The sequence below is a fragment of the Burkholderia sp. BCC0398 genome, assembly GCF_902833245.1.
Lineage (GTDB): Bacteria > Pseudomonadota > Gammaproteobacteria > Burkholderiales > Burkholderiaceae > Burkholderia > Burkholderia sola.
Map to the genome: position 1 here is coordinate 181,084 of NZ_CADFEM010000009.1, position 25,041 is coordinate 206,124.

The 25,041-nt window shown below is 62.7% G+C and carries 21 protein-coding genes and 1 pseudogene; 5 read left to right on the forward strand and 17 right to left on the reverse strand.

The window, feature by feature from the left end; translation table 11 throughout:
• Window positions 1-36: 36 nt before the first annotated feature.
• The 8 genes from HWX76_RS20890 to HWX76_RS20925 all read right to left on the reverse strand — a co-directional run bounded on the left by HWX76_RS20890 (window position 37) and on the right by HWX76_RS20925 (window position 12,617).
• Window positions 37-192: a hypothetical protein gene (locus HWX76_RS20890; RefSeq protein ID WP_162838117.1), complete on the reverse strand. Its 156-nt coding sequence runs from the start codon at window positions 190-192 to the stop codon at window positions 37-39.
• A gap of 175 nt (window positions 193-367) precedes the next feature.
• Entirely contained in the window at window positions 368-1,729 is a 1,362-nt protein-coding gene (locus HWX76_RS20895; RefSeq protein ID WP_176016323.1) for a flagellar hook-length control protein FliK, read from the reverse strand.
• A gap of 543 nt (window positions 1,730-2,272) precedes the next feature.
• Window positions 2,273-2,770, reverse strand: coding sequence for a hypothetical protein (locus tag HWX76_RS20900; RefSeq protein WP_124631333.1), 498 nt, complete (start codon window positions 2,768-2,770; stop codon window positions 2,273-2,275).
• A 162-nt stretch (window positions 2,771-2,932) separates the two neighbouring features.
• The gene (locus tag HWX76_RS20905; RefSeq protein WP_050012205.1) at window positions 2,933-3,400 is read right to left on the reverse strand and encodes a DUF4019 domain-containing protein; all 468 of its coding nucleotides are present in this window, start codon (window positions 3,398-3,400) and stop codon (window positions 2,933-2,935) included.
• 26 nt (window positions 3,401-3,426) lie between these two features.
• On the reverse strand, window positions 3,427-4,575 hold the full coding sequence (locus tag HWX76_RS20910; protein ID WP_060733344.1) for a DUF2827 domain-containing protein: 1,149 nt from the start codon (window positions 4,573-4,575) through the stop codon (window positions 3,427-3,429).
• A 65-nt stretch (window positions 4,576-4,640) separates the two neighbouring features.
• On the reverse strand, window positions 4,641-5,756 hold the full coding sequence (locus tag HWX76_RS20915; protein ID WP_176016294.1) for an EAL domain-containing protein: 1,116 nt from the start codon (window positions 5,754-5,756) through the stop codon (window positions 4,641-4,643).
• A gap of 204 nt (window positions 5,757-5,960) precedes the next feature.
• Complete coding sequence (locus HWX76_RS20920; RefSeq protein WP_124631340.1) at window positions 5,961-7,112, reverse strand: DUF2827 domain-containing protein; 1,152 nt, start codon at window positions 7,110-7,112, stop codon at window positions 5,961-5,963.
• A gap of 144 nt (window positions 7,113-7,256) precedes the next feature.
• Window positions 7,257-12,617, reverse strand: a complete 5,361-nt coding sequence (locus HWX76_RS20925; RefSeq protein WP_176016324.1) for a YadA-like family protein — start codon at window positions 12,615-12,617, stop codon at window positions 7,257-7,259.
• A 610-nt stretch (window positions 12,618-13,227) separates the two neighbouring features.
• Here HWX76_RS20925 and HWX76_RS20930 point away from each other — a divergent pair.
• Complete coding sequence (locus tag HWX76_RS20930) at window positions 13,228-13,596, forward strand: H-NS histone family protein (protein ID WP_176016295.1); 369 nt, start codon at window positions 13,228-13,230, stop codon at window positions 13,594-13,596.
• A gap of 124 nt (window positions 13,597-13,720) precedes the next feature.
• Window positions 13,721-14,404 carry a response regulator transcription factor gene (locus tag HWX76_RS20935; RefSeq protein WP_124631341.1) on the forward strand — a complete coding sequence of 228 codons (684 nt, stop codon included), beginning with the start codon at window positions 13,721-13,723 and terminating at the stop codon, window positions 14,402-14,404.
• Window positions 14,405-14,513: 109 nt separating this feature from the next.
• Here the strand turns inward: HWX76_RS20935 and HWX76_RS20940 are convergent, their stop codons facing one another.
• The 3 genes and pseudogenes from HWX76_RS20940 to HWX76_RS20950 all read right to left on the reverse strand — a co-directional run.
• Complete coding sequence (locus HWX76_RS20940) at window positions 14,514-15,803, reverse strand: MFS transporter (protein WP_176016296.1); 1,290 nt, start codon at window positions 15,801-15,803, stop codon at window positions 14,514-14,516.
• Window positions 15,804-15,891: 88 nt separating this feature from the next.
• Entirely contained in the window at window positions 15,892-16,800 is a 909-nt protein-coding gene (locus HWX76_RS20945) for an AraC family transcriptional regulator (protein ID WP_185722712.1), read from the reverse strand.
• Between the two features lie 125 nt (window positions 16,801-16,925).
• Window positions 16,926-17,202 (reverse strand): annotated as a pseudogene (locus HWX76_RS20950) (transposase); the annotation flags it as partial.
• A gap of 213 nt (window positions 17,203-17,415) precedes the next feature.
• Here HWX76_RS20950 and HWX76_RS20955 point away from each other — a divergent pair.
• On the forward strand, window positions 17,416-17,967 hold the full coding sequence (locus HWX76_RS20955; protein WP_124631379.1) for a YbhB/YbcL family Raf kinase inhibitor-like protein: 552 nt from the start codon (window positions 17,416-17,418) through the stop codon (window positions 17,965-17,967).
• A gap of 123 nt (window positions 17,968-18,090) precedes the next feature.
• On the opposite strand, the gene HWX76_RS20960 is transcribed toward HWX76_RS20955, so the two are convergent.
• On the reverse strand, window positions 18,091-18,789 hold the full coding sequence (locus HWX76_RS20960; protein ID WP_050018272.1) for an MgtC/SapB family protein: 699 nt from the start codon (window positions 18,787-18,789) through the stop codon (window positions 18,091-18,093).
• 113 nt (window positions 18,790-18,902) lie between these two features.
• On the opposite strand from HWX76_RS20960, the gene HWX76_RS20965 reads away from it, so the two are divergent.
• Entirely contained in the window at window positions 18,903-20,012 is a 1,110-nt protein-coding gene (locus HWX76_RS20965; RefSeq protein WP_176016298.1) for an AGE family epimerase/isomerase, read from the forward strand.
• Here HWX76_RS20965 and HWX76_RS20970 read toward each other — a convergent pair.
• A complete protein-coding gene (locus HWX76_RS20970) occupies window positions 19,985-21,604 on the reverse strand; it encodes a methyl-accepting chemotaxis protein (RefSeq protein ID WP_050018270.1) in 1,620 nt (539 codons plus the stop codon). The two genes, HWX76_RS20965 and HWX76_RS20970, sit on opposite strands and share 28 nt — an antisense overlap.
• 250 nt (window positions 21,605-21,854) lie before the next feature.
• Here HWX76_RS20970 and HWX76_RS20975 point away from each other — a divergent pair, with 250 nt between their 5' ends.
• The gene (locus tag HWX76_RS20975) at window positions 21,855-22,298 is read left to right on the forward strand and encodes a PaaI family thioesterase (RefSeq protein ID WP_050018269.1); all 444 of its coding nucleotides are present in this window, start codon (window positions 21,855-21,857) and stop codon (window positions 22,296-22,298) included.
• Between the two features lie 28 nt (window positions 22,299-22,326).
• On the opposite strand, the gene HWX76_RS20980 is transcribed toward HWX76_RS20975, so the two are convergent.
• The 4 genes from HWX76_RS20980 to HWX76_RS20995 all read right to left on the reverse strand — a co-directional run bounded on the left by HWX76_RS20980 (window position 22,327) and on the right by HWX76_RS20995 (window position 24,952).
• Window positions 22,327-22,608 carry a type II toxin-antitoxin system RelE/ParE family toxin gene (locus HWX76_RS20980; RefSeq protein WP_050018268.1) on the reverse strand — a complete coding sequence of 94 codons (282 nt, stop codon included), beginning with the start codon at window positions 22,606-22,608 and terminating at the stop codon, window positions 22,327-22,329.
• Window positions 22,598-22,846, reverse strand: coding sequence for a type II toxin-antitoxin system Phd/YefM family antitoxin (locus tag HWX76_RS20985; RefSeq protein WP_048023838.1), 249 nt, complete (start codon window positions 22,844-22,846; stop codon window positions 22,598-22,600). The genes HWX76_RS20980 and HWX76_RS20985 overlap by 11 nt, the downstream gene beginning before the upstream one ends.
• A gap of 128 nt (window positions 22,847-22,974) precedes the next feature.
• Window positions 22,975-24,027 (reverse strand): CaiB/BaiF CoA-transferase family protein, encoded by a 1,053-nt coding sequence (locus HWX76_RS20990; protein ID WP_050013339.1) that lies wholly within the window; start codon window positions 24,025-24,027, stop codon window positions 22,975-22,977.
• A 160-nt stretch (window positions 24,028-24,187) separates the two neighbouring features.
• Window positions 24,188-24,952, reverse strand: a complete 765-nt coding sequence (locus HWX76_RS20995) for a helix-turn-helix domain-containing protein (protein WP_050013340.1) — start codon at window positions 24,950-24,952, stop codon at window positions 24,188-24,190.
• Between the last annotated feature and the right edge of the window lie 89 nt (window positions 24,953-25,041).

The window sequence follows — 25,041 nt, forward strand, 5'->3', positions numbered from 1 at the left end:
CGAATCAGCGAATCAGCGAATCAGCGAATCAGCGAATCAGCGACGGTACAGGACGATCGGCACGAGGTGCGCACGGCGCACGCGCTCGGCTTCCGCATGACGCGCAGCGTACGAGTACTCGGCGTCGAGCGGCAGGTGCGGGGAGACGAACAGGTCGTCGATTTTTTGCAGCAGGGCGAAGATGAAGCTCATGTGAGACTCCTGATAGACGTAGCTAGGGTTTTCCCTTGGATGACCTCCATTCTAAGGGTTTTCCCTTAACTCTGCCAGTGAGCTGCACCGGTTTGCCGCAGGCGCGCGACAGCCGATCGCCGGCGCGGAACGGCGATCCTTGCTGCGTCGGGCTTCCAGGATGGGGTCGAAACGATCAGCGCGCGCGGTGAGCCCGCTTCCCGACGGCCGCCTCGCGGTTCGCGTTGCGCTGAAGCCGGTCGACTTGCGACAGAAGCGCTTCGTGGTGCTCCTCGAGCGTCATCAGCGTGGCCTGCTGCGTCGACAGATCGGCCGCGAGGCGATCGATCCGCTGCTGCTTGGTGGCGACGTCCTGCTTCAGGTGCGCGATCTGGCGCGTTTGCAGTACCAGCGCGACGAGCCCCGCCAGCACGACGACAGCCAGCGCGAGCAGCAGGCGGTTCACGCGGCGCATCTCGCGATCGGCCGCGCGCGTCAGGCCGTCCACGTCGGACTGCAGCGCGGCGATCCGGTCGGTCAGCGGGCGCAGGTGCGTGTCCGGATCGAAGGCCGGCGTGGGCGGTTGCGTACGCTCCGATGAGGGCTTGGTCACGAACGATGCGGCGGAGCCCACCGGCTGCGTGACCGGCGACGGCGAAGCGTCGGGATGCCGGGTCGTGTCGCGGGGCTTCGTGGAATGCGGGGTGATCGCCGGTTCGGACGGCTCTGCCGGCGTCTGCGGCTCGACCCGTGCAGCGACGACCGGCGGCGGGTTCAAGTCAGCCGCTTCCGGCTTCGAATCGATGCGCGTCGGAACCGGTGCGGCCTGCGTCGCCGTCGCTTCGCTTGCGCCGGCAGCCGCCCGGCGCTTGCCGCCCGAAGACGAACGGCGTTCCTTCGCGGTATCACCGGAGGATTTCCCTTCGCGGGATTTGACGCCCGCCGCCTCGACGGCAGGCTTCGCGACTTCGCCGTCTGTCGCCTGCGATTCCGCCGCCTGCGCCGCCTCGCCATCGGCAGCTTGCAGTGTCGTGTTCGTCTTCGCCTTCGCGGCGCCATCGATCACCGGCACGTCGACCTGCGTGACGACGCGATCGCCGGCAGGCAAATCCGCTGCCTCCGTTGCACGATCCCCTGCAGATGTACCGTTGACGTTCGCGGCCAAACCGCCTTCAGGCGTCGAAACGACCACGGTCGCCACATCGAGCGTCGCCGCCCCTTCAGCTTCCGCCAGCCCCGCGGCAGCCGCATCCGCCGGCGGGCTGAATCCGTCCAGCGTGGCCTGTCGCCCGTCGTCGGCGCCGGCCGACTCATCGGCTCCCACGATCGCTTCATCGCGCACCGCAACCGGCATGCGTTCGCCGGGCTCGAGCACCGGATCGCCGAACAGGTCGAGCGTCCGTTCGTCGCGCGGCGCGTCGCCGGCCGCTGCGCTGCCGGATCGCGCCGTCGCCCTGGCGGACGTGCTGCCTGCGGCAGCGGCCGAGCGCTGGCGCGAACGGGCCGACGAACGGGCGGAACGGGAACGGGAGCGAGGCGTGGAAACGGATTCGGTCACGTCTGCCAGATTATCGTCCAGGGACATCCAGTGAAATCCTATTGTTCTTCAACAAATCAATAACTTGCGTCTTCAATCCATCCAATTTGCTCTGACTCCATCCAGCCTGTCCAGCCATCCCCGATGGGCTACGTGATGGGCCAAAAACCGATGCTAACCGACAAACAAGCCAAAGCGCTCAAACCAAGCGACAAACCCGTCTTCGACGGCAAAGTGACTGGACTGCTGCTCACTCCAACGAAATCGGGCTGCAAGTGGGCCTCGCCGTGTGACTGGCAAGCGACGCAGGCCTCGGCACGTACCCTGAAATCTCCATCGCTGAAGCGACGAACGTGCCGATCGGCAATCCCAGCTGGCAGGCAAAAAAGCATTCGGTTAGTCGCAAATATCCACGTATTTTCCATTACCGTTGTATCGACGATCACTCGCGGTCGCCGACCGCGAGCGCCCACGGTCCGTCGCGTGCGCACTTGCTTGACCGGCTCGCGGATCGCCAGCCCACACTAGCCCAACCTTGAAGCCTGCGGCCGGCACGTTGCTGCGCTACCGCTCGACCAGCGGCGCCGGAACGTGTAAATACGGAAACGTCGCGGGGATCGTGTCGACCGTCGTCTCGCACAGCATCGGCAAGCTCATGATTCGACACGCATAATCGTGCGCCGGCAATGTAGCCACATCGCCGAGCGTTACGCAACGATCGACCCTGTCGACCGATGCAACAGGCGCGTCAGCGCAGCTGGGCACACTAACCGTCAGCGTCGCCAGCCCGCGCCGCTTCAGCATCGGCAGATACCGCGCGAACTGCACGACATCGCCGAGCCCCTGTTCCGGCCAGACGATGAGCGACTTCCCGTCGAGCGTCTCGCCCCCGCCGCGGCGCAGGCAGGTCCGGCGTAACGTGATTCGATGCATCAGCGCCCCAATGCGACGAGAGTTGGTAGCGGCCTCGTAAAGCCGCAGCCCTCCTCGTACTGCCCCATCGCGAGCAGGAGCAGGGTTCAGGTTGAATATCGTCGGTACACGGCCAGGATCGAGCGTCAACGCACGTCTCAGACACGCGACGGCCTCGCTCAGGCGGCCGGCGTCATGCAGCAAGCGACCCAAGTTGTTCCCGGCTTCTGGTCGACGTGACGGGTGATGCTTCGCGAGTTCGATCGCCGGGACAGATGGGAAGCGATCTATCCGTCCACGAAGATCAACGATCTACTGGATAAAATTCTGCTCTATTCGCGGTACGTAGCCAGTCAAGTGCCAGCGGCCGTCGGGTTCGAGGCGGAAGCTCAGCTTCTCGAACATCGTGGCGCCGCTCGCCAGCGTCGTCGCGTAATCGACGTTCGCGTAGAGCCCGTCGGGCATCCCGCTTGCGTGCTCGTAGCGGATGCGCGCGACCTGCGCCCAGCCACGATGGCTGACCGCGCCGACCGACTGGCGTGCTTGCTGCATCTGCGCCGTGAACTGGTCCTGCTTGATGCGCGCCTTGAGGAAGGGTGCGGCGTCGGTCCATACCGCGCCGTACAGGCCTGAATCGAGCTGCTTGAATACCGCATCGGAATCGCGGAGCAGCGTGTCGGCCGATTCACTGGAAGATTGCGCGTGTGCGCCGATCGCGATCGATGCGGCGGCGCAGCCACTCAGCCATTTTGCGCGGGTAAGGGTCGGGCGTGGGTTCATTGTCGGGGTCCGGAAAGGTCTGCGCATTACGCGTCGCGATAGAGAACGGCGATTGCATCCGTATAGGCCGCGACGTTCTCGGGGTTGTAGATGCTGACCGAGTCGAGCACGTATTTCGATTTTCCGCGGTACTCGTCGAGGTTCGCGTCGTGCTCTGAAAATGCCTGCAAGAGTGCCCATCCCCCCTCCTGACAATTGAAGTCCGGATAGAAATACCCGGCCTTGCCGAGGAACGGCGAGTTGTGGATCAGCGGATAGTCGCCGTACAGCAACTCGTAATACAGGTAGTTCTGCGCGTTCTCCCACGTGTGCGACACCACCGCGTCGCCGTACGCGGCCATGAATTCGTACACCGCGTAGCGGCTTTCGAACGTCGTGATCCCGTGGTTCACGATGTCGAGGCTCTTCGCGAAGTGCACGAACGTCGGATGTTCCTTCAGGTGCAGCGTGTTGCATACGCGCACGAATTCGAGGAACGCCGGCTTCGCGCGATACGCTTCCTCGGTCACGAGCATCGGGATGATGCTGGTCTTCACCATGCAGATGTTCGGCTCGAACATCGTCACGCGCCACCGGGGCTTGCCGGGCTGATAGCCGAACGACAAACCGGCGCCGAGCGTCGCGCGCGCCTTGTCGAACAGCATCGGGTGCCAGATGTGCGGGACGATCGTGACCGGTGCGCGCAAGCCCGTCTGGTAGTAGTGCAGGCACGAGCGCTCGAATTCGGGAATCGTCCACACCGCGTCGTACGGCGCGCCCGAGAACAGGAAGCCCGACGGCTTGTCGAACATCGCGCGCTCGATGTCGATCACGTAGTCGTTGCCGACGCGCATCGTGACGACCTTGCCGCCGCGCTCGCGGAACGCGCGCAGGTAGTCCGCGCCGAATTGCGCGCTCATCTCGATCAGCACGTCGCAGCGCTCGAGCGCTTCGTCCATCGACAGCAGCGGCACGTTCCACTCGCCGAGCATCATCTGCGGATCGGCGACCTGTTCGCCGCCGTTGACCATCACGGCATCCGCGACGAGCGGCGACTGGCGCAGCAGCAGGATCAGCAGCAGGCAGTTCTGGAAAATGCCGTTTTCCCACAGCGACTGGCCGGCGCCGCGCACGAACAGCGACACGCCGACGACGAGGCGTCCGCGGGCGCGAGATACTGGTCTGGTGGTCGCCATTTCCGTTTATTCCTCCAGGTTGAACCGCTGGGCGCTTGGCGCTTGAGAATTCCGATATCGACCATTCACAAGTCGACTCCCGATTTCATCGAGCGTGCCAATTCCTGGCCATTGATTCGACCGAGCATGGCAAAACACCGAAGCAGTCGCACTGATGATGTATTGTGTGTTTCCGCCTGTTTTTCCATCGCGTCCGTCAGGTAACTGCGCATACTCGTTGCGATAGCGGAACGCCTGCCATACAACGCGCTTGCAAGTCCGGCCGAAAAGGCACGCCTCGCGTCGCCGTGTATCTTTCTGTCCATGTGCGGATCGATCACCGCATTGGCGATACGCTCGAATTGCTGCATCGAGCGCCCTACCGATCCACCTGCGGACTGCTCTGTCATTCTCAACCGGCTCGGCTTGCCAGTGTAGTAGCCTTGCACCCAGTGAGCCCCGGCCAGCGAGGCGGTGCGTAATGCGTCGGCGCTTTCTATTCCCTCCACCACCACCTGTGATGCCTGGTCTCGGGCACTAGTCACCAATTTCTTGAACTGCTCGAGATGTATCGCGTCGTATTCGCCCGTCGGTAACATTCGACCAGAAATCTTGATGATTTCGGGCGAAGAAATCACCGCGCGATTCTCCACGCTGAACCCGTCGCCAAAATCGTCCAGGGCGATACTGCAGCCGATACGCCGCAGGTGCTCGACAAATACTCGACCTGTTACGGGTGACAACTGCGTAGTTTCGGTAATCTCCACCACAAGACGAGACGCTATGTCCGGTCTGCCTTCAAGCAGCCGAAGAACCGATGCCCATCCTCCGATCTCATTCGCACTTTGCGCGGAAATATTGACGCCCAATCGAATGTTGAAGTTCGACTCCAGGAACTCGATGGCCATGCCAATGACATAGCGGTCCAGGAAGCGCATGAGTCCAAGCCGTTCCAGACTGGGAATAAACGCCGACGGATATGTGATCGGTTGATCGTCGGTGCCGCGAAGTCGCACCAGGCATTCGTGATACAAAACCCGTTCACCATCTTGTACGCTCAAGATCGGCTGAGCGCACAGCATCAATTGATCGCAAGCTGTCGCAGCCAGCACTACGGCGGCCGTTCTCAGGTCCGGCGTCCCGTAAGATCCTGTATCCCGTGCAAGGGCATATTGCACCATCGCCTTCGTGCAGTAGCTCATGTCGTCGTCATACACTCGGACGAAAAACGTGGCGTCCCGCGAACCTTGGCGAAAACCGGCACAGAAACCCGAGGCTCCGAAAAATCCTGTCGCCCCGCAGCCACGGGCCGGTGCGATGCATGAACGGCGATACACCGACGACGAAGCGCTCGCCCTCGCCGGGCGCTGGACGCACATGGGCGTCCGACACGCGTATGGGCCGGTTCATGCGGCCAGGCGCTCAACGAACGCGTCCAGGTTGGCGGGGTTGTCGATCGAGACCGATCGCAGCAACCGGTCAGCTTTCGCGCGATAGTCGTCAAGCCGCTCGTCGTGATGCAGCCACGCTTCGAGCAGCGCCTGGCTGCCCGCGACGGAATCGAAGTCGGGGTAGTAGTAGCCGGCATCTCCGAGCAGCGTCGAATTGTGGATCAGCGGATAGCCGCCATATAACACGTCGTAGTACAGGTAGTTCTGCGGATTTTCCCAATGGTGCGACACGACGGCATCCGCATGGCGCGCCATGAAGCCCGGCAGGTCGGTGCGCGGTTCGAACGTCGCCTTATGTCGGCGTACGAGATCTAGGCTGTTCGCGAAATGCACGAAGGTAGAATGTGCCTTCATGTGTATCGAATTGACGACGAACAGATGCTGCACGGCCTCGGGATGCGCGCGGTAGAACTCGTCGCAAACAAGCATCGGGTAATGGCAGGACTTCACAACTGAGATGTTTGGTTCGAGCGTCGCGAGACACCACGCGCGGCGACCGGGCCGATAGCCGAACGTCATTCCTTCGCTCGCCAGCGCGGCAATACGGCGATCGAGAAAGTACGGCGACCAAAGATGCGGAATCGTATGGACCGGCGCGCGCGTGAGCGTGCGCAGCAGCGGCACGTCGATCTTTTGCGATTTTTCGAGTACCCACACTTCGTCGAACTGCGTGCCGTTGAAGATGTGTCCCGAAGGCTTCTCGAAGATCGGCGTTTCGGCGAGGCCACTGTACGTATGGCCGACGTAGCACGCGACGAGCTTCGTGCCGAGCGCCTTCACGTGCCTGAGCCATTCGGCCGGCAGTTGTGCACCCATCTCGATCACGACGTCGAGCTCATGCGCGACGTCGACGGGTTTCACGAGCGGGATGTCGAGGCCGTCGAGGTCGAGACCGGCCGGCAGCGCGTTCGCGTCCCCGCCGTTCAGGAAATAGACGGGGCCGATGCGGTCCGAGTGCTTGAGCATCATCGCAAGGAACGCGATGTTCTGGTGAATGCCGTTTTCCCACAACGACTGGCCGTCGCGCGCAAACAGCGAGATGCCCACACCTGGGCGCAGCCTTTTGCGATTGTGGTTGAGGGAACATCCGAGCGGAGAATGCCTCATGGTTCCACCCGGAATGCGTGGCGTAGTTGAAAGCTATCCATAAAACGCCCCACTTGACGAGGCAAAATTATTAGCGGTTGAGCAGGGAAATCTCCGGGCGGATGCCGACAGGATCGGCATCCGCCCGGAGCTCAAATCAACGCTTTACCATTGATATGAGACGCCAGCGCCATAAGTGCTGGCGCTCCCGCTGATCCCTACCCCGATCTTCGCTTTCAGGTTGTCGCTGAAGCGAACGGATACCCCGAGCGCAGTCGCTGCATACCCTTGGTAACTCCCCCCTCCGATCCCCACCGCAATCGTCTTCCCGGGGTCGACTTCGGGAATCATGGTCAACGCGGTTGCCGCGGCGATCCCGGAGTAGGCACGACGTGCTACCTCATTGACGGTCGACTGGACACCCCACAACTGGTTCATGTTCGCTGCATCCGTTCCGTTGATGCCAGGCGCCACGTTCGTCAACCGACGCTCATTGCCGGGCGATCCGAACGACACCGTGTTGGGCTGCGAAGCCACCGAACCCGCACCGATTGCCACGGCATTCGAAGCGCTCGCGACACTGCCCTGTCCTACCGCAGTCGTATTGGCTCCCGAAGCAGTCGATCCCTGGCCCAATGCAGTCGAGTTGTCTCCTGTCGCGGCTGCGGCCTGACCATCCGCCTTCGAGTTAGCGCCCGAGGCGATCGCGCCCTGCCCCTCTGCAGTCGAGTTTTGCCCGGATGCAACCGCGCCTTCACCCACCGCGGTCGAGTTCGCTCCGGACGCGGATGCGCCTTGACCGACGGCCGTCGAGTTCGGTGCCGCGGTGGCCCCGGTGCCGATGGCGGTGCTACCGTCCGTCGTCTGGGTCTTGATCGACGTGAGGGGCGCCACTGCGGTTGAAAGCGATGCCAGGCTGTCGTTGGTTGTGGACAGTCCGGTCGAGAGCGACGTCACGTTACTGTCGGTCGTGCTCAATCCCGTCGACAACGAGGTAATACTGCTGTTTGTCGAGCTGAGGCCGGTCGACGTTGACGTCGACAGCGACGCGACACTGCTGTTGGTCGTGCTCAGGCCCGTCGACAGTGAGCTGACGCCGGTGGATGCGGATGTCGAGAGTGACGCCACGTTGCTGTTCGTCGTGCTCAGCCCCGTCGACAGCGACGCGACGCTGCTCCCGGTTGCGCTAAGGCCGGTCGACAGCGAGCCAATGCCCGTCGACGTGGACGTCGACAACGATGCCAGGTTGCTGTTGGTCGCACTCAATCCCGTCGACAGCGAGTTGACGGTTGTCGACGTCGAGGTCGACAACGACGTCACCGTGCTGTCCGTCGTGCTCAGGCCAGTCGACAACGAGCTGATACCCGTCGAGGCCGAGGTCGACAGCGACGTCACCGTGCTGTCCGTCGTGCTCAGGCCAGTCGACAACGAACTGATGCCCGTCGAGGTCGAGGTCGACAGCGACGTCACCGTGCTGTCCGTCGTGCTCAGGCCAGTTGACAACGAACTGATGCCCGTCGAGGTCGACGTCGACAGCGACGTCACCGTGCTGTCCGTCGTGCTCAGGCCAGTCGACAACGAGCTGATACCCGTCGAGGCCGAGGTCGACAGCGACGTCACCGTGCTGTCCGTCGTGCTCAGGCCAGTCGATAACGAGCTGATGCCCGTCGAGGCCGAGGTCGACAGCGACGTCACCGTGCTGTCCGTCGTGCTCAGGCCAGTCGACAACGAACTGATGCCCGTCGAGGTCGAGGTCGACAGCGACGTCACCGTGCTGTCCGTCGTGCTCAGGCCAGTCGACAACGAACTGATGCCCGTCGAGGTCGACGTCGACAGCGACGTCACCGTGCTGTCCGTCGTGCTCAGGCCAGTTGACAACGAACTGATGCCCGTCGAGGTCGAGGTCGACAGCGACGTCACCGTACTGTCCGTCGTGCTCAGGCCAGTCGACAACGAGCTGATGCCCGTCGAGGTCGACGTCGACAGCGACGTCACCGTGCTATCCGTCGTGCTCAGACCGGTCGACAACGAACTGATGCCCGTCGAGGTCGACGTCGACAGCGAGCTGATCGAGCTATTGGCCGACGACAGGCCCGTCGACGCGGAAGTCGACAGAGATGCCACCGTGCTATCGGTCGAGCTCAGGCCAGTCGACAGCGAGTTGATGCCGGTCGAAGTCGACGTGGACAGCGAGCTGATCGAGCTATTGGCCGACGACAAGCCGGTCGACGTCGAGGTCGACAGCGACGTCACGGTGCTGTCGGTCGAGCTCAGGCCGGTCGACAGCGAGTTGATGCCGGTCGAAGTCGACGTGGACAGCGACGTGATCGAGCTGTTGGCCGACGACAGGCCCGTCGACGTGGAGGTCGACAGCGATGCCACCGTGCTGTCGGTCGTGCTCAACCCGGTCGACAACGAGCTGATGCCCGTCGAGGTCGACGTCGACAGCGAGCTGATCGAGCTATTGGCCGACGACAGGCCCGTCGACGCGGAAGTCGACAGAGATGCCACCGTGCTATCGGTCGAGCTCAGGCCAGTCGACAGCGAGTTGATGCCGGTCGAAGTCGACGTGGACAGCGAGCTGATCGAGCTATTGGCCGACGACAAGCCGGTCGACGTCGAGGTCGACAGCGACGTCACGGTGCTGTCGGTCGAGCTCAGGCCGGTCGACAGCGAGTTGATGCCGGTCGAAGTCGACGTGGACAGCGACGTGATCGAGCTGTTGGCCGACGACAGGCCCGTCGACGTGGAGGTCGACAGCGATGCCACCGTGCTGTCGGTCGTGCTCAACCCGGTCGACAACGAGCTGATGCCCGTCGAGGTCGACGTCGACAGCGACGTCACCGTGCTGTCGGTCGTGCTCAACCCGGTCGACAACGAGCTGATGCCCGTCGAGGTCGACGTCGACAACGACGTGATCGAGCTGGTCGCCGACGAAAGGCCCGTTGACGCTGATGTCGACAGTGAACTCAACTGACTGTAGTTCACCGCGTCGGTTGGATTCACGCCTGCGGCGACGTTAGTCAATGTGACCGGCGTAGTCGCGCCGACACTACCCAACGTCACCGACGTATGCGCTGCGTTGTCATACTGCACAGAATTTGCTACGCCCGTCGACAGCGACGCTACCGAGCTATTCGTCGCGCTCAGACCCGTCGACAGCGACGTCACCGAGCTATTGGTCGAGCTCAGACCCGTCGACAACGAGGTCACGCCGCTTTGAGCCGTGCTGATCCCCGTCGACGCCGACGTCGACAGCGAGGTCACCGTGCTATTCGTCGTGCTCAGACCCGTCGACAACGACGTCACTCCGCTTTGAGCCGTACTGATCCCCGTCGACGCCGACGTCGACAGCGACGTCACCGAGCTATTCGTCGAGCTTAGACCCGTCGACAACGAGGTCACGCCGCTTTGAGCCGTGCTGATCCCCGTCGAGGCCGACGTCGACAGCGAGGTTAACGAGCTATTCGTCGCGCTCAGGCCCGTCGACAACGACGTCACGCCGCTTTGAGCCGTGCTGATCCCCGTCGACGCCGACGTCGACAGCGAGGTCACCGTGCTATTCGTCGCGCTCAGACCCGTCGACAACGAAGTAACGCCGCTTTGAGCCGTGCTGATCCCCGTCGACGCCGACGTCGACAGCGAGGCCACCGAGCTATTCGTCGTGCTCAGCCCCGTCGACAACGAGGTCACGCCGCTTTGAGCCGTGCTGATCCCCGTCGAGGCCGACGTCGACAGCGAGGTCACCGTGCTATTCGTCGCGCTCAGGCCCGTCGACAACGACGTCACTCCGCTTTGAGCCGTACTGATCCCCGTCGACGCCGACGTCGACAGCGAGGTCACCGAGCTATTGGTCGAGCTCAGACCCGTCGACAACGAGGTCACGCCGCTTTGAGCCGTGCTGATCCCCGTCGAGGCCGACGTCGACAGCGAGGTCACCGTGCTATTCGTCGAGCTCAGACCGGTCGACAACGAAGTGACGCCACTTTGCGCGGTGCTGATCCCGGTGGAAGCCGACGTCGACAGCGACGCGACCGAGCTATTCGTCGAACTCAGGCCCGTCGACAACGACGTCACTCCGCTTTGAGCCGTGCTGATCCCGGTCGAGGCCGACGTCGACAGCGAGGTCACCGTGCTATTCGTCGTGCTCAGACCCGTCGACAACGAGGTCACTCCGCTTTGCGCGGTACTGATCCCCGTCGACGCCGACGTCGACAGCGAGGTCACCGTGCTATTCGTCGTGCTCAGACCCGTCGACAACGAGGTCACTCCGCTTTGAGCCGTACTGATCCCCGTCGACGCCGACGTCGACAGCGAGGTCACCGAGCTATTGGTCGAGCTCAGACCCGTCGACAACGAGGTCACGCCGCTTTGAGCCGTGCTGATCCCCGTCGACGCCGACGTCGACAGCGAGGTCACCGTGCTATTCGTCGCGCTCAGGCCCGTCGACAACGACGTCACTCCGCTTTGAGCCGTGCTGATCCCCGTCGACGCCGACGTCGACAGCGAGGTCACCGTGCTATTCGTCGCGCTCAGGCCCGTCGACAACGACGTCACTCCGCTTTGAGCCGTGCTGATCCCCGTCGACGCCGACGTCGACAGCGAGGTCACCGTGCTTTTGGTCGAACTCAGACTTGTCGACAACGAAGTGACGCCGCTTTGCGCGGTGCTGATCCCGGTGGAGGTTGACGTCGACAGCGAAGTCACGGAACTGTTGGTTGAACTGAGTCCCGTCGAGAGCGACGCAATTGAACTGCTTGCGGATACAGCACCAGCAGCCGCAGTAGACAGGCTTGTCACGCTCGAAGCGACGGCAGTAATCGCTTGATTCGTCGCATAAAGCTCCGATCCGTTAATCGCGTCAGTGCTAGTGGACGATATCTGCCCTGCACCAACATTGGTGATGACTCTTTCGTCACCAGGGGAACCCACGCTAACGATCCCATAGGCGCTTATCCCGGCAAAAGTATATTGGACACCATTAATTGTCGTGCCCAGCGCTGGGGTAGCCATACCATCGGCTATCGACCCATACCCTAAAGCCACAGAGTTAACAGCATTAGCTGTAGCTCCATAACCAATTGCAGTGGCGCCTTGAGATGTCGCAGTAGCATGCGCACCAATTGCCGTGGCGTTCGCTGCGCTGGCAAACGTGAACGCACCAAGCGCTGTCGCATATAGACCCGAAGCGGTAGTGTCCCAGCCGATGGCAACTGCCGGCCCCATTGTCCCAAGTACGCTCGAACCCGAGTTCGCTGTAGCAGCTGAACCAATTGCAATATCCCCAGCGGTAGATGCATTGGTTACCCCATTATTACCACCAATTGCGATCGCACCTGTCTGAGCGGCCGCTCCGAGGCCAGCCGAATATTGCGCCAGAACAGTATGTGGGCACGCAATCAGTGCAACGGCCATCAGCGCAACTACGCTCCTCTTGTTCGGCTTTCCGCGAGCCGAGTCGTTTTCTGAGGCGGCCACCCAGGCGCCAAGCGCCTCGTTCCAAATTGTCCTGTAATTCTTGTTCATTTAGATCCCCGTCGATATCGAGCCGCGACTTCCGTCACAGACATCTTCCGCATAAATCTGACAAATTAAAAAATTGTCGACCTTTCAACGGCGAGCTAAATGCCAAACCCACTCACCGGCTAGCGTCGATTTTCCAATTGACCGCCCGGCCCAGGGCTGAACAATTTTCACGAAAATGCACCAATCCGGTGAATATGTGTCAAGGTTCGTCAGATCGAATATCGCCTGCCGTTTAATTTATTGGCGCTCGATGGCAACAAACGACCGCTCCAAAATGACTGACCATACGTCACGCCAACCCCGCCTTTTCTCCGGGTGGCAGTAGCTCTGTCTGATGTTTTCAAATTTTTTTCGCGTCCACGAGGCCCGCAAAAATTCAAAAAGCACGGCACGGCGAAGCGTGACAATATTTCAGAAAGACAGACATCCATGGACGAACATCTGATCGCACGGAGTAGTCAATGAGCGAGTATGCGCACCTGCTATATCCGGCCGCACTGATAGCAGTGGCGTCCGGGTGAATTTAGAGAATGCCCCGCCACCTCTCGCCATTGCTTGAGGAAGCGTCAGCCGTGTAGATAATTTGCTTCCACCTTTCTAGGACACGTCAATGCAGACCTATCAAAATTATCTCGATTTGAAGAAGCGGCTCGATCACGAACTTGAGATTGAGAAATTGAAAATGATTGACGCCGTGATATCAGAGATCAGGATGTGCGTGAAATTGTTCAACTTGACCGCACGCGACGTATTCCCCCCTGAACATCAACGCCAGCGAAAAAGAAGGGCCAAATACTACGATCCGGTGTCCGGATGCACGTGGTCAGGAGTCGGTCGCGAGCCGCACTGGATTAAAGGGAAAAACCGGAAAGAATTTTTGCTGAGCCCGGTCGCGCACGATGAGACTCAGAGAAGCCTCCGCTCCGGTGAGTTATTGTCGCCCCTTCAAATGGGTCGCGATCACACGTTACTAGATTAGCATTTCAGAAATGCACTTGATCCTGAAACACATCAGATTAACTCAGAATCAGAACCACACCTCAACCGAAGGTGGTTGATTTTCACCACACAAAGGTGAAATATTCGCTTCACACGAACGATATATGAAGATTTTGTTTTTGGACGAGCGAGCAGTATATGGTGATCTCGCGCGCCTCCTCTGTCAGCAACGCGAAAATGATGTGGTCGCCGTCAAGAACGGCGCCCAGGCTGTGCGCGCCCTTCAACAAGCGATGTTCGATCTCGTTATCTTGGAATTGACTGTGCCGGCCATGCCGGGGCTCGACCTCATCCGCTGGGTTCGGCATAACCTCGGCAAGCAAATTCCCGTCTTGGCTTTGTCCGGCGTATTGTCGGACTGTTCCACCGCGGATGTACTCAACGCTGGCGCAGATGACTGGATCCGCATGCCGATGAGCAAAGAAGATTTTATCGCCAGAGTGAATGCTGTAATCCGACGCACGAACATCTCTGAAGAATCAGATGACTCCGTCTTGGTCGGAAATTACCTGGTTCCACGCGGCGGTCGAAATATCTTCGTCAACAACGAGCCAGTTAAAGTGACAAGGAAGGAGTTCGAGATCATCGCCACGCTTTTCAGAAATGTCGGGCGCGTCGTTCCCCGCGACCACCTAATAACGTTTGTCTGGGGAGACGCAGGCGACACGTCCTCGCGCTCGCTTGACACCCATATCTATCGCGTGAAAAACAAGCTGCGACTGAATGGGGAGCATGGCCTCCGGCTGCAGTCGGTGTACACCTTCGGATATAGACTCGAGAAGGTTTAAGCAGCACGCCCAGTCATGAGCCCGTTGCATCGTCTACTTCCCGGGCTGCGCATGGCGGAATGCGGCGCTCGTTGGCGGACGGAGCCGCCGGACTCTGCGATCGATGCAACTATTGAAAGGTCCTGTCTTCCGTGGCGACCGGAGCCCGGCGCGTCACGCCACGCAAAAGGATGAAGAGTATCGTCGCCCCAATCAGATCGAAGGCTCCAAATGCTCCAAAGAGAAGCCCATATCCAAACCGGTCGGCAGTCGAACCCAACAGCAACGAAAATCCAAGACCTCCAATCGAGGCCACCATACCGGCCAGTCCCGCTGCAGTACCTACCTCATCCGGTTCGAAGACGTCTGCACACAGCGTATTGAGAAGTACGGAGATCATCTGATGTGCAAAACCACCCATGCAGAACAGAACGATTGCTTGAAGCGGCGTAGCGACTAGCCCAATACACGCGGGCCCGAACATCAAAACGGCTCCGAGCGCTACGCCGGCGACGCGCGATCCGATTAGCCGCACGTGAAAGCGGTTGATCAGGAAAGGCGACAAGTATCCGCCGAAAAGGCCACCCAGGTCGGCTGCGAGAAAGGGTAGCCATGCAAACAGTGCAATCTGCTTCAGGTCCATGTGCCGTTCCGTTGCCAGATACAGCGGCACCCAGAAAATCAGGGTCTGCCAGACGGGCTCGGCAAAGAAGCGCGCCTGGGCTATTGCCCAAAAACGGCGCATTCCAAGCACCTTCCATATGCGCCGGATTCCTTCATGCCACTCGGTGCGGACTGACATTCGCTTACCGGGAGGCTCGACGTGTTTCGTCTTGGCCAGCCCCTGGTATTGCCCTGGCGAGCGGTAGACAAAATACCAAATTGCCGACCATACGAAACCCAGCGCGCCGGTAATGGTGAACGCGCTTTGCCAGCCATACTCGCGAGACAGGAACACGACGACCAGCGGTGCAAAAAGTGAGCCGAGTGATGTGCCAGCGTTGAAATAACCGACCGCAACCGATTTTTCGTGATCTGGAAACCATTCGGCAACGATTTTCATCCCGGCGGGAATCGCGACAGCATCGGCGGCGCCTTTTACCGCACGCAGTGCAGCCAGCGATAGCCATCCACCGGCCACGCCGTGCAAGATACCCGCAAATGACGAGATGCCTACGAATATGGCAACGCCAATCCGCAAGCCGATCAAGTCTATGACCAGCCCGCATATCGGTTGCATGACTAAATAGCCCGCCTGAAATGCACCGACCACGTATGCGTATTGCTGCGTACTCATGTTCAAAATGAACTTGAGTTCCGGCGCCATCACCCCAAGCGCGTTGCGGGACAGATAATCGATGATGGTACCGAGGCAGCCGAGCGCCACGACCCACCAGCGCAGGCTGTAGGCTTGTTTCATAAATTTTCCGTACAGGCGGCCTACGGGGCGGAAGGTGTGTCGTTCCCGACCGGGAGCAGGATTTCGACGTGATATCTCGCCGTGGCGATCATCGGCTTCCTTTGATCAACTGGGATGGTGACGCAGCCCATCGGCGTTTGAAAGCGGTCGAGAAATGGCTCATATTGTTGAATCCGCATGCCAGCGCTACGTCGGTTACGCTCCCGTGCCCCTGAAGCAACAGATTCTTCGCACGCTCGAGGCGAGCTTCCATCACATATTGATGTGGTGGTAAACCGGTGTACTTTCCGAACAGGCGCATGAAACCATACAAATTTGACTCGAAGCCCGCGGCACTAGCGATCTCTCGGACTCGAAGCGTTGAATCCAGCCCAGCGTGAATGAATTGCAATGCCCGGTCCATAATCGCATCCGCGAGCCCCATGTTGCACTCCCATGTGGTATTTCGGGCCAGCGCCGTGAAGCGGTAAAGCGCCGAGAGCGCCAACCACTCGGCATGTTCGACGCCAGTAGGCGTGCCCGATGACGCGTCCCGCACGATCTCGTCAATGAGTTGCACCAGTATGCGATCGTGGATACCCGCAAACCACCCATGGAGCGGGATCGGCATCCGGCCGGAGGTACCCTGAAGCCAATCGATATTGATAATGAGATGGCTTTGCTCGAGGTTGACGCCCCATCGATAATTCAACGCCGCATTAGGTGGACCATACGCCACACTGCTATCTGAAGCGTCGGCGTGCTGCCAGCGGCCGAATCGATTAAGGCTCTCAACCCGCTCGTGAGGCTTTCGATACAAGCAAAGAAGCAGGTTCGATTCGAATCGCAAATCCCGGACTTCCCCCTCTTCGCGGATCTGATAGTTATGCACTTGAATCCCATCCCACGGTGACGCCACTGGTGCGCTTTTCCATGTATCTGGTAGCGCTGTCAGGATGCGACCCTCTGAGGGAGAGGCGTTGGAACACGGAAACTGCGTGGCCGGATTGGCGTCCATGATCGGATCAAAAGTGGCATGCAATGTTGCAATAATTGGAACATGTTTCGACCATAAAGGCGAGTATTGATTCGCAGTGCGAAGGCCCGGCCTCGAGGGAAGCGAGGATCGACAGGGATTCGCAGTAGTTTGGTCAACAGCAACGCGTGAAATGCATCCCGGACTGCAGCCTCTTGCCAGTCCCGCGGCAGCAGCCAGCAACTCACGCACGAGCCACATCCCATTTTGGCAGGAAGATCGCGCCAGCGAATGCAGGTCTTCAGCACGAACAGAATGCCCGTCAGCGCTGCGCGATTCAGCACGGGCTTGCGACGCGGATACTTGAACCGACGGGGACTTGGCCGGTGGTAGAAGTGGCTCGATCAGGTTCCACAACGCGTCGTCAATGATCCGTCTGCCCATCTCCTTGATCCGGCTGTCGCGACGGCTCAGGGCTAACAGGTCGAGAGAAACGTTGACAGTAGCTACGCGTCGACGTTGCAGCCAAGGCAACACCGTGGTTCGCGAATGCGCCTTCCGGGGCGCATCGCTACAAGATACGGTGGATACCGTTGTACTGAACTCTCACCCATCAACGGAGCAACGTCATGCGACCGAGGATTTTTTTTGTCCGCGATGCTATTCACCTCAACGGCATTAGGGTTCATCCCGGCGAGAGCCAGCGCGGAGCCGTTCACGATCACGGTCGATGACCTCCATCGCGGGCACTTTACGAACGAACACGTGTACGGAGGTTTCGGCTGTCACGGTCAGAACGTTTCGCCGCGCATTTCGTGGGCTCACGTTCCGCGCGGCACGAAGAGCATCGTCGTGACGATCTTCGATCCCGATGCGCCGACCGGGGGGCTCGGCTGGACCCACTGGGAAATCGTCAATATTCCACCTTCGGCGTCGTCGATCGAAAAAGGCGCTTCCGGCAATCCGAAGCTCATGCCGAGCGGCGCTGTCGAGACATTGACGGATTTTGGCGAATCCGGATACGGTGGGCCCTGCCCGCCTCAGGGGGCGTCGCATCGATATGTCGTGACGGCGTCCGCCCTGAACGTGGCAAAAATCGACGTGGCGCCGGCGGCAAGTCCCGCAGTCGTCGCTTATCAGATGCACGGGAAAATCATCGCTCAGGCAAAGTACGTTGCCAGATATCATCGCGTCTCCACTACCGATTGACGGTTGGATTACGCCAACGACATTCCACCAGCGACGTCCAGGTTGCCGTCGCGCTCGACGGCATCAACCAACGCCCCGGACCGACGACTCCCTCCGCCCAGCGCATTCGTGCTGACAGGCCTGCTATTCGTCGCCCCCCAGCCCGTTCCCGCCGTCGAACCGCGTGACGCCCGGCAGCGCGCGCAGCTTGTCGCAGATCGCCTTGTATTCGCCTTCCGACACCCGCGCGAGCGCGATGCGCACCTCGTCCTGCTCGCCCGTGTCGTCGGCACGCTGCACGATGAACTGCTTCACGCGCGCACTGTCGGGGCCGAGCGCCGCGTGCAGCGAATCGAACGTCAGCGTGCCGCTCGCCACCGTCAACGCGAGCTGGCGCCGCTGGCGCACCGTGAAATAGCGCCGCTCCAGCGGCTTGATGCCGGCCAGGATGATCAAAATGATGATCGTCGCCGAAATCGCCGCGACATAGAGCCCGCCGCCCACCGCGAGGCCGATCGCGGCGACCGACCACAGGCTCGCGGCCGTCGTCAGCCCGCGCACGATCTCGCCGCGCAGCAGGATCGAGCCCGCGCCGAGGAAGCCGATGCCCGACACGACCTGCGCGGCGATCCGCGACGGATCGAGCACGACGTGGTCGCTGGTGCCGAGCACGTCGGCGAAACCGAACGCCGACACGATCATGATCAGCGTCGAGCCGACGCACACCAGCATGTGCGTGCGCAGGCCGGCCGCCCACGACAGGCGCTCGCGCTCGAAGCCGATGACGCTCCCGAGCGCCGCCGCGAGAACGAGCCGCATCACGAGTTCCAGGTTGCTGAGCATCCGATTTATCTCCTTTTTTTGGTGCCGGCCGCGCGGAATGTTTTATCCTTGGCCCCGGCCGCGCCGATTCTCCGGGCCGCCGACACGTTTCGATCCAAGCGCTCAACCCCGCCATGCCCGTTTCCGACTCCGCTTCCGCCCAGGCCGCCCAACTGCGCCACCATTTCGCGCACGTCGTCTTGCCGATCTGGCGGGGTTCAGGGTTCGACCCGGCATTGCAACTGCCGTTCGAGGCCGTCGATCCGGCCACCCATGCGCCGCTGCCCGTGACCCGTTATCGCGCAATGGCGTGCGCCCGGCAACTGTTCGTGTTCGCGCAGGCCGGCGACACCGCGCACGCGGCCACGCTGTTCGACGCGCTGTGCCGGCACTTTCGCGACGCGCGCCACGGCGGCTGGATCTACAGCGTCGACGCGCAGGGCGCGCCGCTCGATACGACCAAGGATCTCTATACGCACGCGTTCATCGTGTTCGCGTGCGCCGCATGGCATGCGGCGTCGGGCGACGCCGCTGCGCGCACGGTGGCCGAAACCACCGCCGCGCTGATCCAGGACCGCTTCGCGCCGCGCCACGGCGACGCGTTGCTCGATGCCGCGCGCCACGCCGATTTCTCGTCATCCGGCAGCGGCGCGCTGCAGAATCCGCTGATGCACCTGACCGAAGCGTGGCTCGCGGCCGCCGATGCGTTCGGCGACCCGGCGTTCGACGATGCGCTCGCGCGCACCGCGCAGGCCGTCGAGCGCACGTTCGTCGACGCGGCGACCGGCTGCGTGGCCGAACTGCCGCTCGGGGCGGCCGACAACCGTTTCGAGCCCGGCCATCAGTTCGAGTGGTTCTATCTGGTCGACGCGGCCGGTGCGCGGCTCGCGCAGACCGGGCTCCCCGCCGCGCTGTCGCGCGCGTTCGCGTTCGCCGAGCAATACGGCGTCGATCCGCAGACGGGCGGCGTGTGCGCGGCGCTCGACGCGCAAGGCGCGTGCATCGACGGCACGCAGCGGATCTGGGCGCAGACCGAATACCTGCGCGCACTCGCGACGCACGGCGGCACGCCGGCCTCCGCGCCGCTCGCACGCCAGATCGAGCGGTTCGCCGCGCGCTTCCTGCATCCGCGCGGCTGGTTCGAGTGCAAGACGGCCGACGGGCAGGTGTCGCGCGCCGACATGCCGTCGACGACGCCCTACCACCTCGCGACCGCCTACGCGGCGCTGCCGGCCGGTTCGTAACCCGTCGCAGCGAACGACGGCGCCGCGCGATCGCCGCGTGCGGCGCGCCCGTCGCCCAGTTCGAACACCGACACCGCCTGCATCAGGTGCGCGGTCTGGTCGTTCAGCGACGCGGCCGCCGCCGCGACTTCCTCGACCAGCGCGGCGTTCTGCTGCGTCAGCTGATCCATCTGCGTGACGGCCTGGTTCACCTGCTCGATCCCGACGCTCTGCTCGACCGACGCCGCCGTGATCTCCGACATCGTCTGCACGACGCGCGTGATCGACGCCGACACCGTGCGCATCGCGTCGCCGGCGCGCTCGACGAGCGCCGCGCCGCCGTTGATCTGCGCGACCGAATCCTCGATCAGCGCCTTGATCTCCTTCGCCGACTGCGCGCTGCGCTGCGCGAGCGAGCGCACTTCGCCCGCGACCACCGCGAAGCCGCGCCCCTGTTCGCCGGCCCGCGCGGCCTCGACCGCCGCGTTCAGCGCGAGGATGTTGGTCTGGAACGCGATGCCGTCGATCACCGAGATGATCTCCGCGATGCGCCCCGAGCTCTGCGCGATGCCGCGCATCCGGTCGATCACGCTGTCGACCACGCCGCCGCCGTGGCTCGTCGCTTCGAGCGCCGCGTCGGCCAGCGCGCTCGCCGCGCGGGCGCTGTCGGTGTTCTGGCGGACAGTCGCGGTCAGTTCCTCCATGCTCGCGGCGGTTTCCTCGAGCGACGCGGCCTGCGTGCCCGTGCGCGCCGACAGGTCGGCGTTGCCGCCCGCGATCTCGCCGGCGCCGAGATGGATCGCGTCGGACGCCTGGCGCACCGTGCGCACGGTGCCCGCGATGCTCGTCTGCATCGTGGCGAGGCCGCGCAGCATCCGGTCGATCTCGAACACGCCGCCCGCCTGCACGGCTTCGTCGAGACGGCCCTGCGCGATCCGCTCGAAATGGCGGCCGGCCTGCTCCAGCGGCGCGACGACCGCGCGCCGCGCGGCCGCGTAGATCGCGACGCTCGCCGCGAGCATCGCCACCAGCAGCACGATGCCGACCGACTTGAACCACAGCATGCCGCCGTCGATGGTGTCGAGCGCCGCGCGGCTCGACGTGCCGCCGTAGTCGGTAAAGCGATGCAGTTCGGCGATGTACGCGTCCTGGAAGCCCTGGGTCGGCTGGTCGAGGAACGCCTGGATGTTGTCGGCGTCGAGGAACTGCACGAGTTCGCCCAGCGCGCCGCGCAGCGCGCGATAACGCTCGGTGAGCGCCGCGACGCGCGTGCGGTTGGTGTCGTCGACCGGCTGCGCGGCCGTCAGCGCCGCGAACGCCTTGTCCGCTTCCGCGAGCGACGCGCCCGCATGGCGGATGATGTCTTCGGGTTTCGGGCCGCCGCGCACCATCCGCGTGCCGGCCCGCGACAGGTTGATGCGCGCGTCGAGCAGTTGCTCGGTCGCGCGGCTGGCCGCGTCGACCTGCGAGATCGCGACGTTCGACAGATCGTCGACGCCGCGGCGCGTCGACGCGAGCGTCCAGAAGCCGAGCGCTTCGATCGCGAACAGGAAGAGGCAGAACACGGTCAACACGCCGAGCAGACCCGACGCGAGCTTGATTTTTCCGAACATGGGGGAATTCCTGAAGAGCGGACGATGAGGCGATGCCCCGGCATTAGCGGCATTTCTTCGTCGGACTTTAGGCGGAATGGCCGCCAATGCAGGCGAATCGCCCGCAAACGCGGAGATCTTGCGTATTCGGCACAATAATCGCGTCGCATCGCGCCGGGATTTGCACGAAACGCGGACGAATTTCCTTGCTTATCCGGAGCCCCCTTCCTAGAGTTCAGCGCAAGCGGGCACTCATTTCCAAGGACGTTCAATGACCGACATCACGGACCACGCGCGCGGCGCATTGCGCGCGCAGCCGTTCAGCATGCTGCTGGGCACGCAGCTGATGCATATCGGCGACAACGAAGTGTCGCTGTGTCTGCCGGTGCGCGAGGAATTGCGGCAGCAGCACGGTTTCGTGCACGGCGGCGTCATCAGCTATCTCGCGGACAACGCGCTGACGTTCGCCGGCGCGCTCGTGCTCGGCCCGCGCGTGATCACCGCCGAATACAAGATCAACTACCTGCGGCCGGCCGTGAACGGCACGCTCGTCGCCCGCGCGAAGCTCGTCTACGCGGGCCGGCACCAGGCGACCTGCCAGTGCCACGTGTTCGTCATCGACGGCGACCACGAACGGCTCGTCGCGATCGCGCAAGGCACGATCAACCGCGTCGGCGACGGCAAGATGCCGGATGCGCCGGCGGAAACGGCGTGAGTTGCCGAGGCCGAGCGTTGATGCCGCGCTAGCGTTTCATCGCAGCCAGATAAACCGCATCACGCTCGCGGCGGCCCACCGCGACCACCAGCACGATGACTTCCGCGTCGCGCACTTCGTAGACGAGGCGATAGCCGACACCACGCAGCTTGATCTTGTCGCGATCCGGGTGGCCATGCAATTTGGCTGACGGGATGCGGGGATGCTCCAGCCGCTCCGCGAGCCTGGCCTTGAATTGATCGCGCACGGTGCGATCGAGCTTCTTCCACTCCTTCAATGCAGGTTCGAGAAAGGCGAGTTCAAAGGTCATTCAGCTTGACCTTGACGACCTTCTCCTTGGCGCGCGAATCGGCCAACGCATTGTCTTCGATGTCTTCCAAACGTTCGACCATCGCCTCCCACGTCTTCGCGGGAATGCAGTAGAACGCGGGTTCGTTGTGATTCAGGATCGCGACCGGAAAACCTTCGCCTGCGGCAACGGTTCCCATCGGATTCCGCTTCAGCTCCGAGACGCTCGCCGTCACGCTCGCCAGAATGGTGTGGGGCATGTCTGCTCCTTTTTCGATCGAGCGTCGATTGCACTTCATTTGATACTAAATTTAGCATCAAAATTAGTTCTCGGATGCGCTGGGCACTCGACCGTCGAGGAGCGGAAGCAGCCTCCTGAAAGACGGCCCTAGTCGGCGTCATCCCCCGCCAACGGCAAAAACCGCGGCGCCACCCGCGCCCGCACGTTCCCGTGCTCATCCGTCCGATAGATGCCGCGCGCCGCATTGTGCGGATGCACGGCCGCGTCGGCCACGCTCAGCACCGGCGCAAAACACGCGTCGGTGCCTTCGAGCAGCGCGCGCCAGTGCGCGGACGGCTGTTGCGCGAACACCTCAGCGAAACGCGCCTTCAGCGCGGGCCAGCGCGCCCGGTCGTACTGCGACGCGGGATCGACGTCGGTCAGCCCGAGCCGTTCGACCAGCAGCGCATAGAACGGCGGTTCCAGCGCGCCGATCGTCACGCATTCGCCGTCCGCGCAGCGATACACGTCGTAGAACGGCGCGTCGTGGAACAGGCTCGGCTGCGCGCCGTCGAGCAGCCCGTTCGCGCGTGCCCACAGCGCGAGCGAACCAAGCATCGACACGATGTCGACGATCGCGCCATCGACCACGCGCCCCGGCCTGCCGCCGCGCACGTCGAGCAACGCACAGACGATCCCGAACGCGAGCCCGAGCGCGCCGCCCGCATCGCCGACGACGGTCGGCGGCACGCCCGGCCGGCCGTCGCGCGGCGCGGACAGCGACAGCAGCCCGGTCAGCGCGACGTAGTTCAGGTCGTGCCCCGCCGCGGCCGCGAGCGGGCCGTGCTGGCCCCAGCCCGTCATGCGCCCGTAGACCAACTTCGGATGGCGGCGCGCGCAAACGTCGGGCCCGAGGCCGAGCCGCTCCATCACGCCGGGCCGCAAGCCCTCGATCAGCGCATCGGCTTGCGCGATCAGGTCGAGCGCGGCGTCACGCCCGGCTGGCGCCTTCAGGTCGAGTTCGACGATCGTCTTGCCTTCGCGCAGCAGGTCGCCGTCGCGGGCCCGCAGCGCGTCCGGCGCACTGGTGCGGCCGGACGGGCGCGCGACCAGCGTGATGCGCGCGCCCATGCCGGCAAGCATCCAGCCCGCGAGCGGACCGGGGCCGAGACCTTCGAATTCGATGACGTGGATGCCGGAAAGCGGCGCGTTTAATGGCATGGCGGCCTCGCTGAAATGCAGTCGGGACAGGAGCGGCGAAACGTCCCGATTCTATGTGAATGCCTGCGCGCGCCGGTTTCGCGCGGTTAGGACCTGTTCACGCGAATAACGGGCTTGCGCTGGCCTCACGAATGAATTTCTCCAAACAGCGGAATGTTCCCTAGCCGACCACGTCGCACGCACGCTCGGCGAGCGCCGCCCGCATCGCGCGCACGATCGCGTCCCGATGCGGGTCGATCCGCTCGACGGGCCCGGCCACGCCCATCGCCAGCGGCAGCCCGTTCCAGCCGTCCGCGATCACCATCGAAATCATCGCGGCGCCCTGCGTGACGGTATGCGCCGAATACGAATAGCCGAGCCGGCGGGTCTGTTCGACCTTGTCGAGCACGACGTCCTCGTCGATCGTCCTGCCCGACTTCCCGATCCGGCGGATGCTGCGCGACACGAGCCGGCGGATCGTGCTGTCCGGCTGGAGGCTCAGCAGCGCCCAGCCAAGGCCCGACATGCAGATCTCGCGACGCGTGCCGATCGGCGCATAGAACTGCACCGGAATCGAATGCGAGCCTTCGACCGCATCGATGTACTGCACGTACAGGTCGCTCTGCACCGCGACCACGACCGCCTCGTGCGTGCGCGCCGCCAGCCGCTTCGCGACGGCATGCCAGTGCCGACGGCTGCCGGCCGCCGAATCGACCAGCGCTTCGCCGAGATTGACGAGCCGCGCGGTGGGCGCATACGCGTGGGTCGAGTCGTCGTATGCGAGGTAGCCGAGCGTCTTCATGCTGGTCAGCAGCGCCGCCGCGCTCGATCCCGGATACCCGCACCGCGTGGCGATCTCGCGCACGCTCAGCGGCCGCTGCAAGGTGCTGAAGAGTTCCAGCACCTCGAACACGCGCGCTGCGCTCTTGACCACGTTTCCGCTCATCCCGCCTTCTCCGCAGAGACCGGCACGGGCCTTCCACGTATGTGGAACGGAATTTCCCGCCGCCGACCGTCGTGACGATACTAGGCTTC

What these genes read in the sequence shown, in the direction of transcription:
- HWX76_RS20890 (WP_162838117.1), bottom strand. Translation starts at nt 192, where the DNA reads ATGAGCTTCATCTTCGCCCTGCTGCAAAAAATCGACGACCTGTTCGTC.
- HWX76_RS20905 (WP_050012205.1), bottom strand. Translation starts at nt 3,400, where the DNA reads ATGAACCCACGCCCGACCCTTACCCGCGCAAAATGGCTGAGTGGCTGC.
- HWX76_RS20910 (WP_060733344.1), bottom strand. Translation starts at nt 4,575, where the DNA reads ATGGCGACCACCAGACCAGTATCTCGCGCCCGCGGACGCCTCGTCGTC.
- HWX76_RS20915 (WP_176016294.1), bottom strand. Translation starts at nt 5,756, where the DNA reads ATGAGCTACTGCACGAAGGCGATGGTGCAATATGCCCTTGCACGGGAT.
- HWX76_RS20920 (WP_124631340.1), bottom strand. Translation starts at nt 7,112, where the DNA reads ATGAGGCATTCTCCGCTCGGATGTTCCCTCAACCACAATCGCAAAAGG.
- HWX76_RS20925 (WP_176016324.1), bottom strand. Translation starts at nt 12,617, where the DNA reads ATGAACAAGAATTACAGGACAATTTGGAACGAGGCGCTTGGCGCCTGG.
- HWX76_RS20930 (WP_176016295.1), top strand. Translation starts at nt 13,228, where the DNA reads ATGCAGACCTATCAAAATTATCTCGATTTGAAGAAGCGGCTCGATCAC.
- HWX76_RS20935 (WP_124631341.1), top strand. Translation starts at nt 13,721, where the DNA reads ATGAAGATTTTGTTTTTGGACGAGCGAGCAGTATATGGTGATCTCGCG.
- HWX76_RS20940 (WP_176016296.1), bottom strand. Translation starts at nt 15,803, where the DNA reads ATGAAACAAGCCTACAGCCTGCGCTGGTGGGTCGTGGCGCTCGGCTGC.
- HWX76_RS20945 (WP_185722712.1), bottom strand. Translation starts at nt 16,800, where the DNA reads ATGGACGCCAATCCGGCCACGCAGTTTCCGTGTTCCAACGCCTCTCCC.
- HWX76_RS20955 (WP_124631379.1), top strand. Translation starts at nt 17,416, where the DNA reads ATGCTATTCACCTCAACGGCATTAGGGTTCATCCCGGCGAGAGCCAGC.
- HWX76_RS20960 (WP_050018272.1), bottom strand. Translation starts at nt 18,789, where the DNA reads ATGCTCAGCAACCTGGAACTCGTGATGCGGCTCGTTCTCGCGGCGGCG.
- HWX76_RS20965 (WP_176016298.1), top strand. Translation starts at nt 18,903, where the DNA reads ATGCCCGTTTCCGACTCCGCTTCCGCCCAGGCCGCCCAACTGCGCCAC.
- HWX76_RS20970 (WP_050018270.1), bottom strand. Translation starts at nt 21,604, where the DNA reads ATGTTCGGAAAAATCAAGCTCGCGTCGGGTCTGCTCGGCGTGTTGACC.
- HWX76_RS20975 (WP_050018269.1), top strand. Translation starts at nt 21,855, where the DNA reads ATGACCGACATCACGGACCACGCGCGCGGCGCATTGCGCGCGCAGCCG.
- HWX76_RS20980 (WP_050018268.1), bottom strand. Translation starts at nt 22,608, where the DNA reads ATGACCTTTGAACTCGCCTTTCTCGAACCTGCATTGAAGGAGTGGAAG.
- HWX76_RS20985 (WP_048023838.1), bottom strand. Translation starts at nt 22,846, where the DNA reads ATGCCCCACACCATTCTGGCGAGCGTGACGGCGAGCGTCTCGGAGCTG.
- HWX76_RS20990 (WP_050013339.1), bottom strand. Translation starts at nt 24,027, where the DNA reads ATGCCATTAAACGCGCCGCTTTCCGGCATCCACGTCATCGAATTCGAA.
- HWX76_RS20995 (WP_050013340.1), bottom strand. Translation starts at nt 24,952, where the DNA reads ATGAGCGGAAACGTGGTCAAGAGCGCAGCGCGCGTGTTCGAGGTGCTG.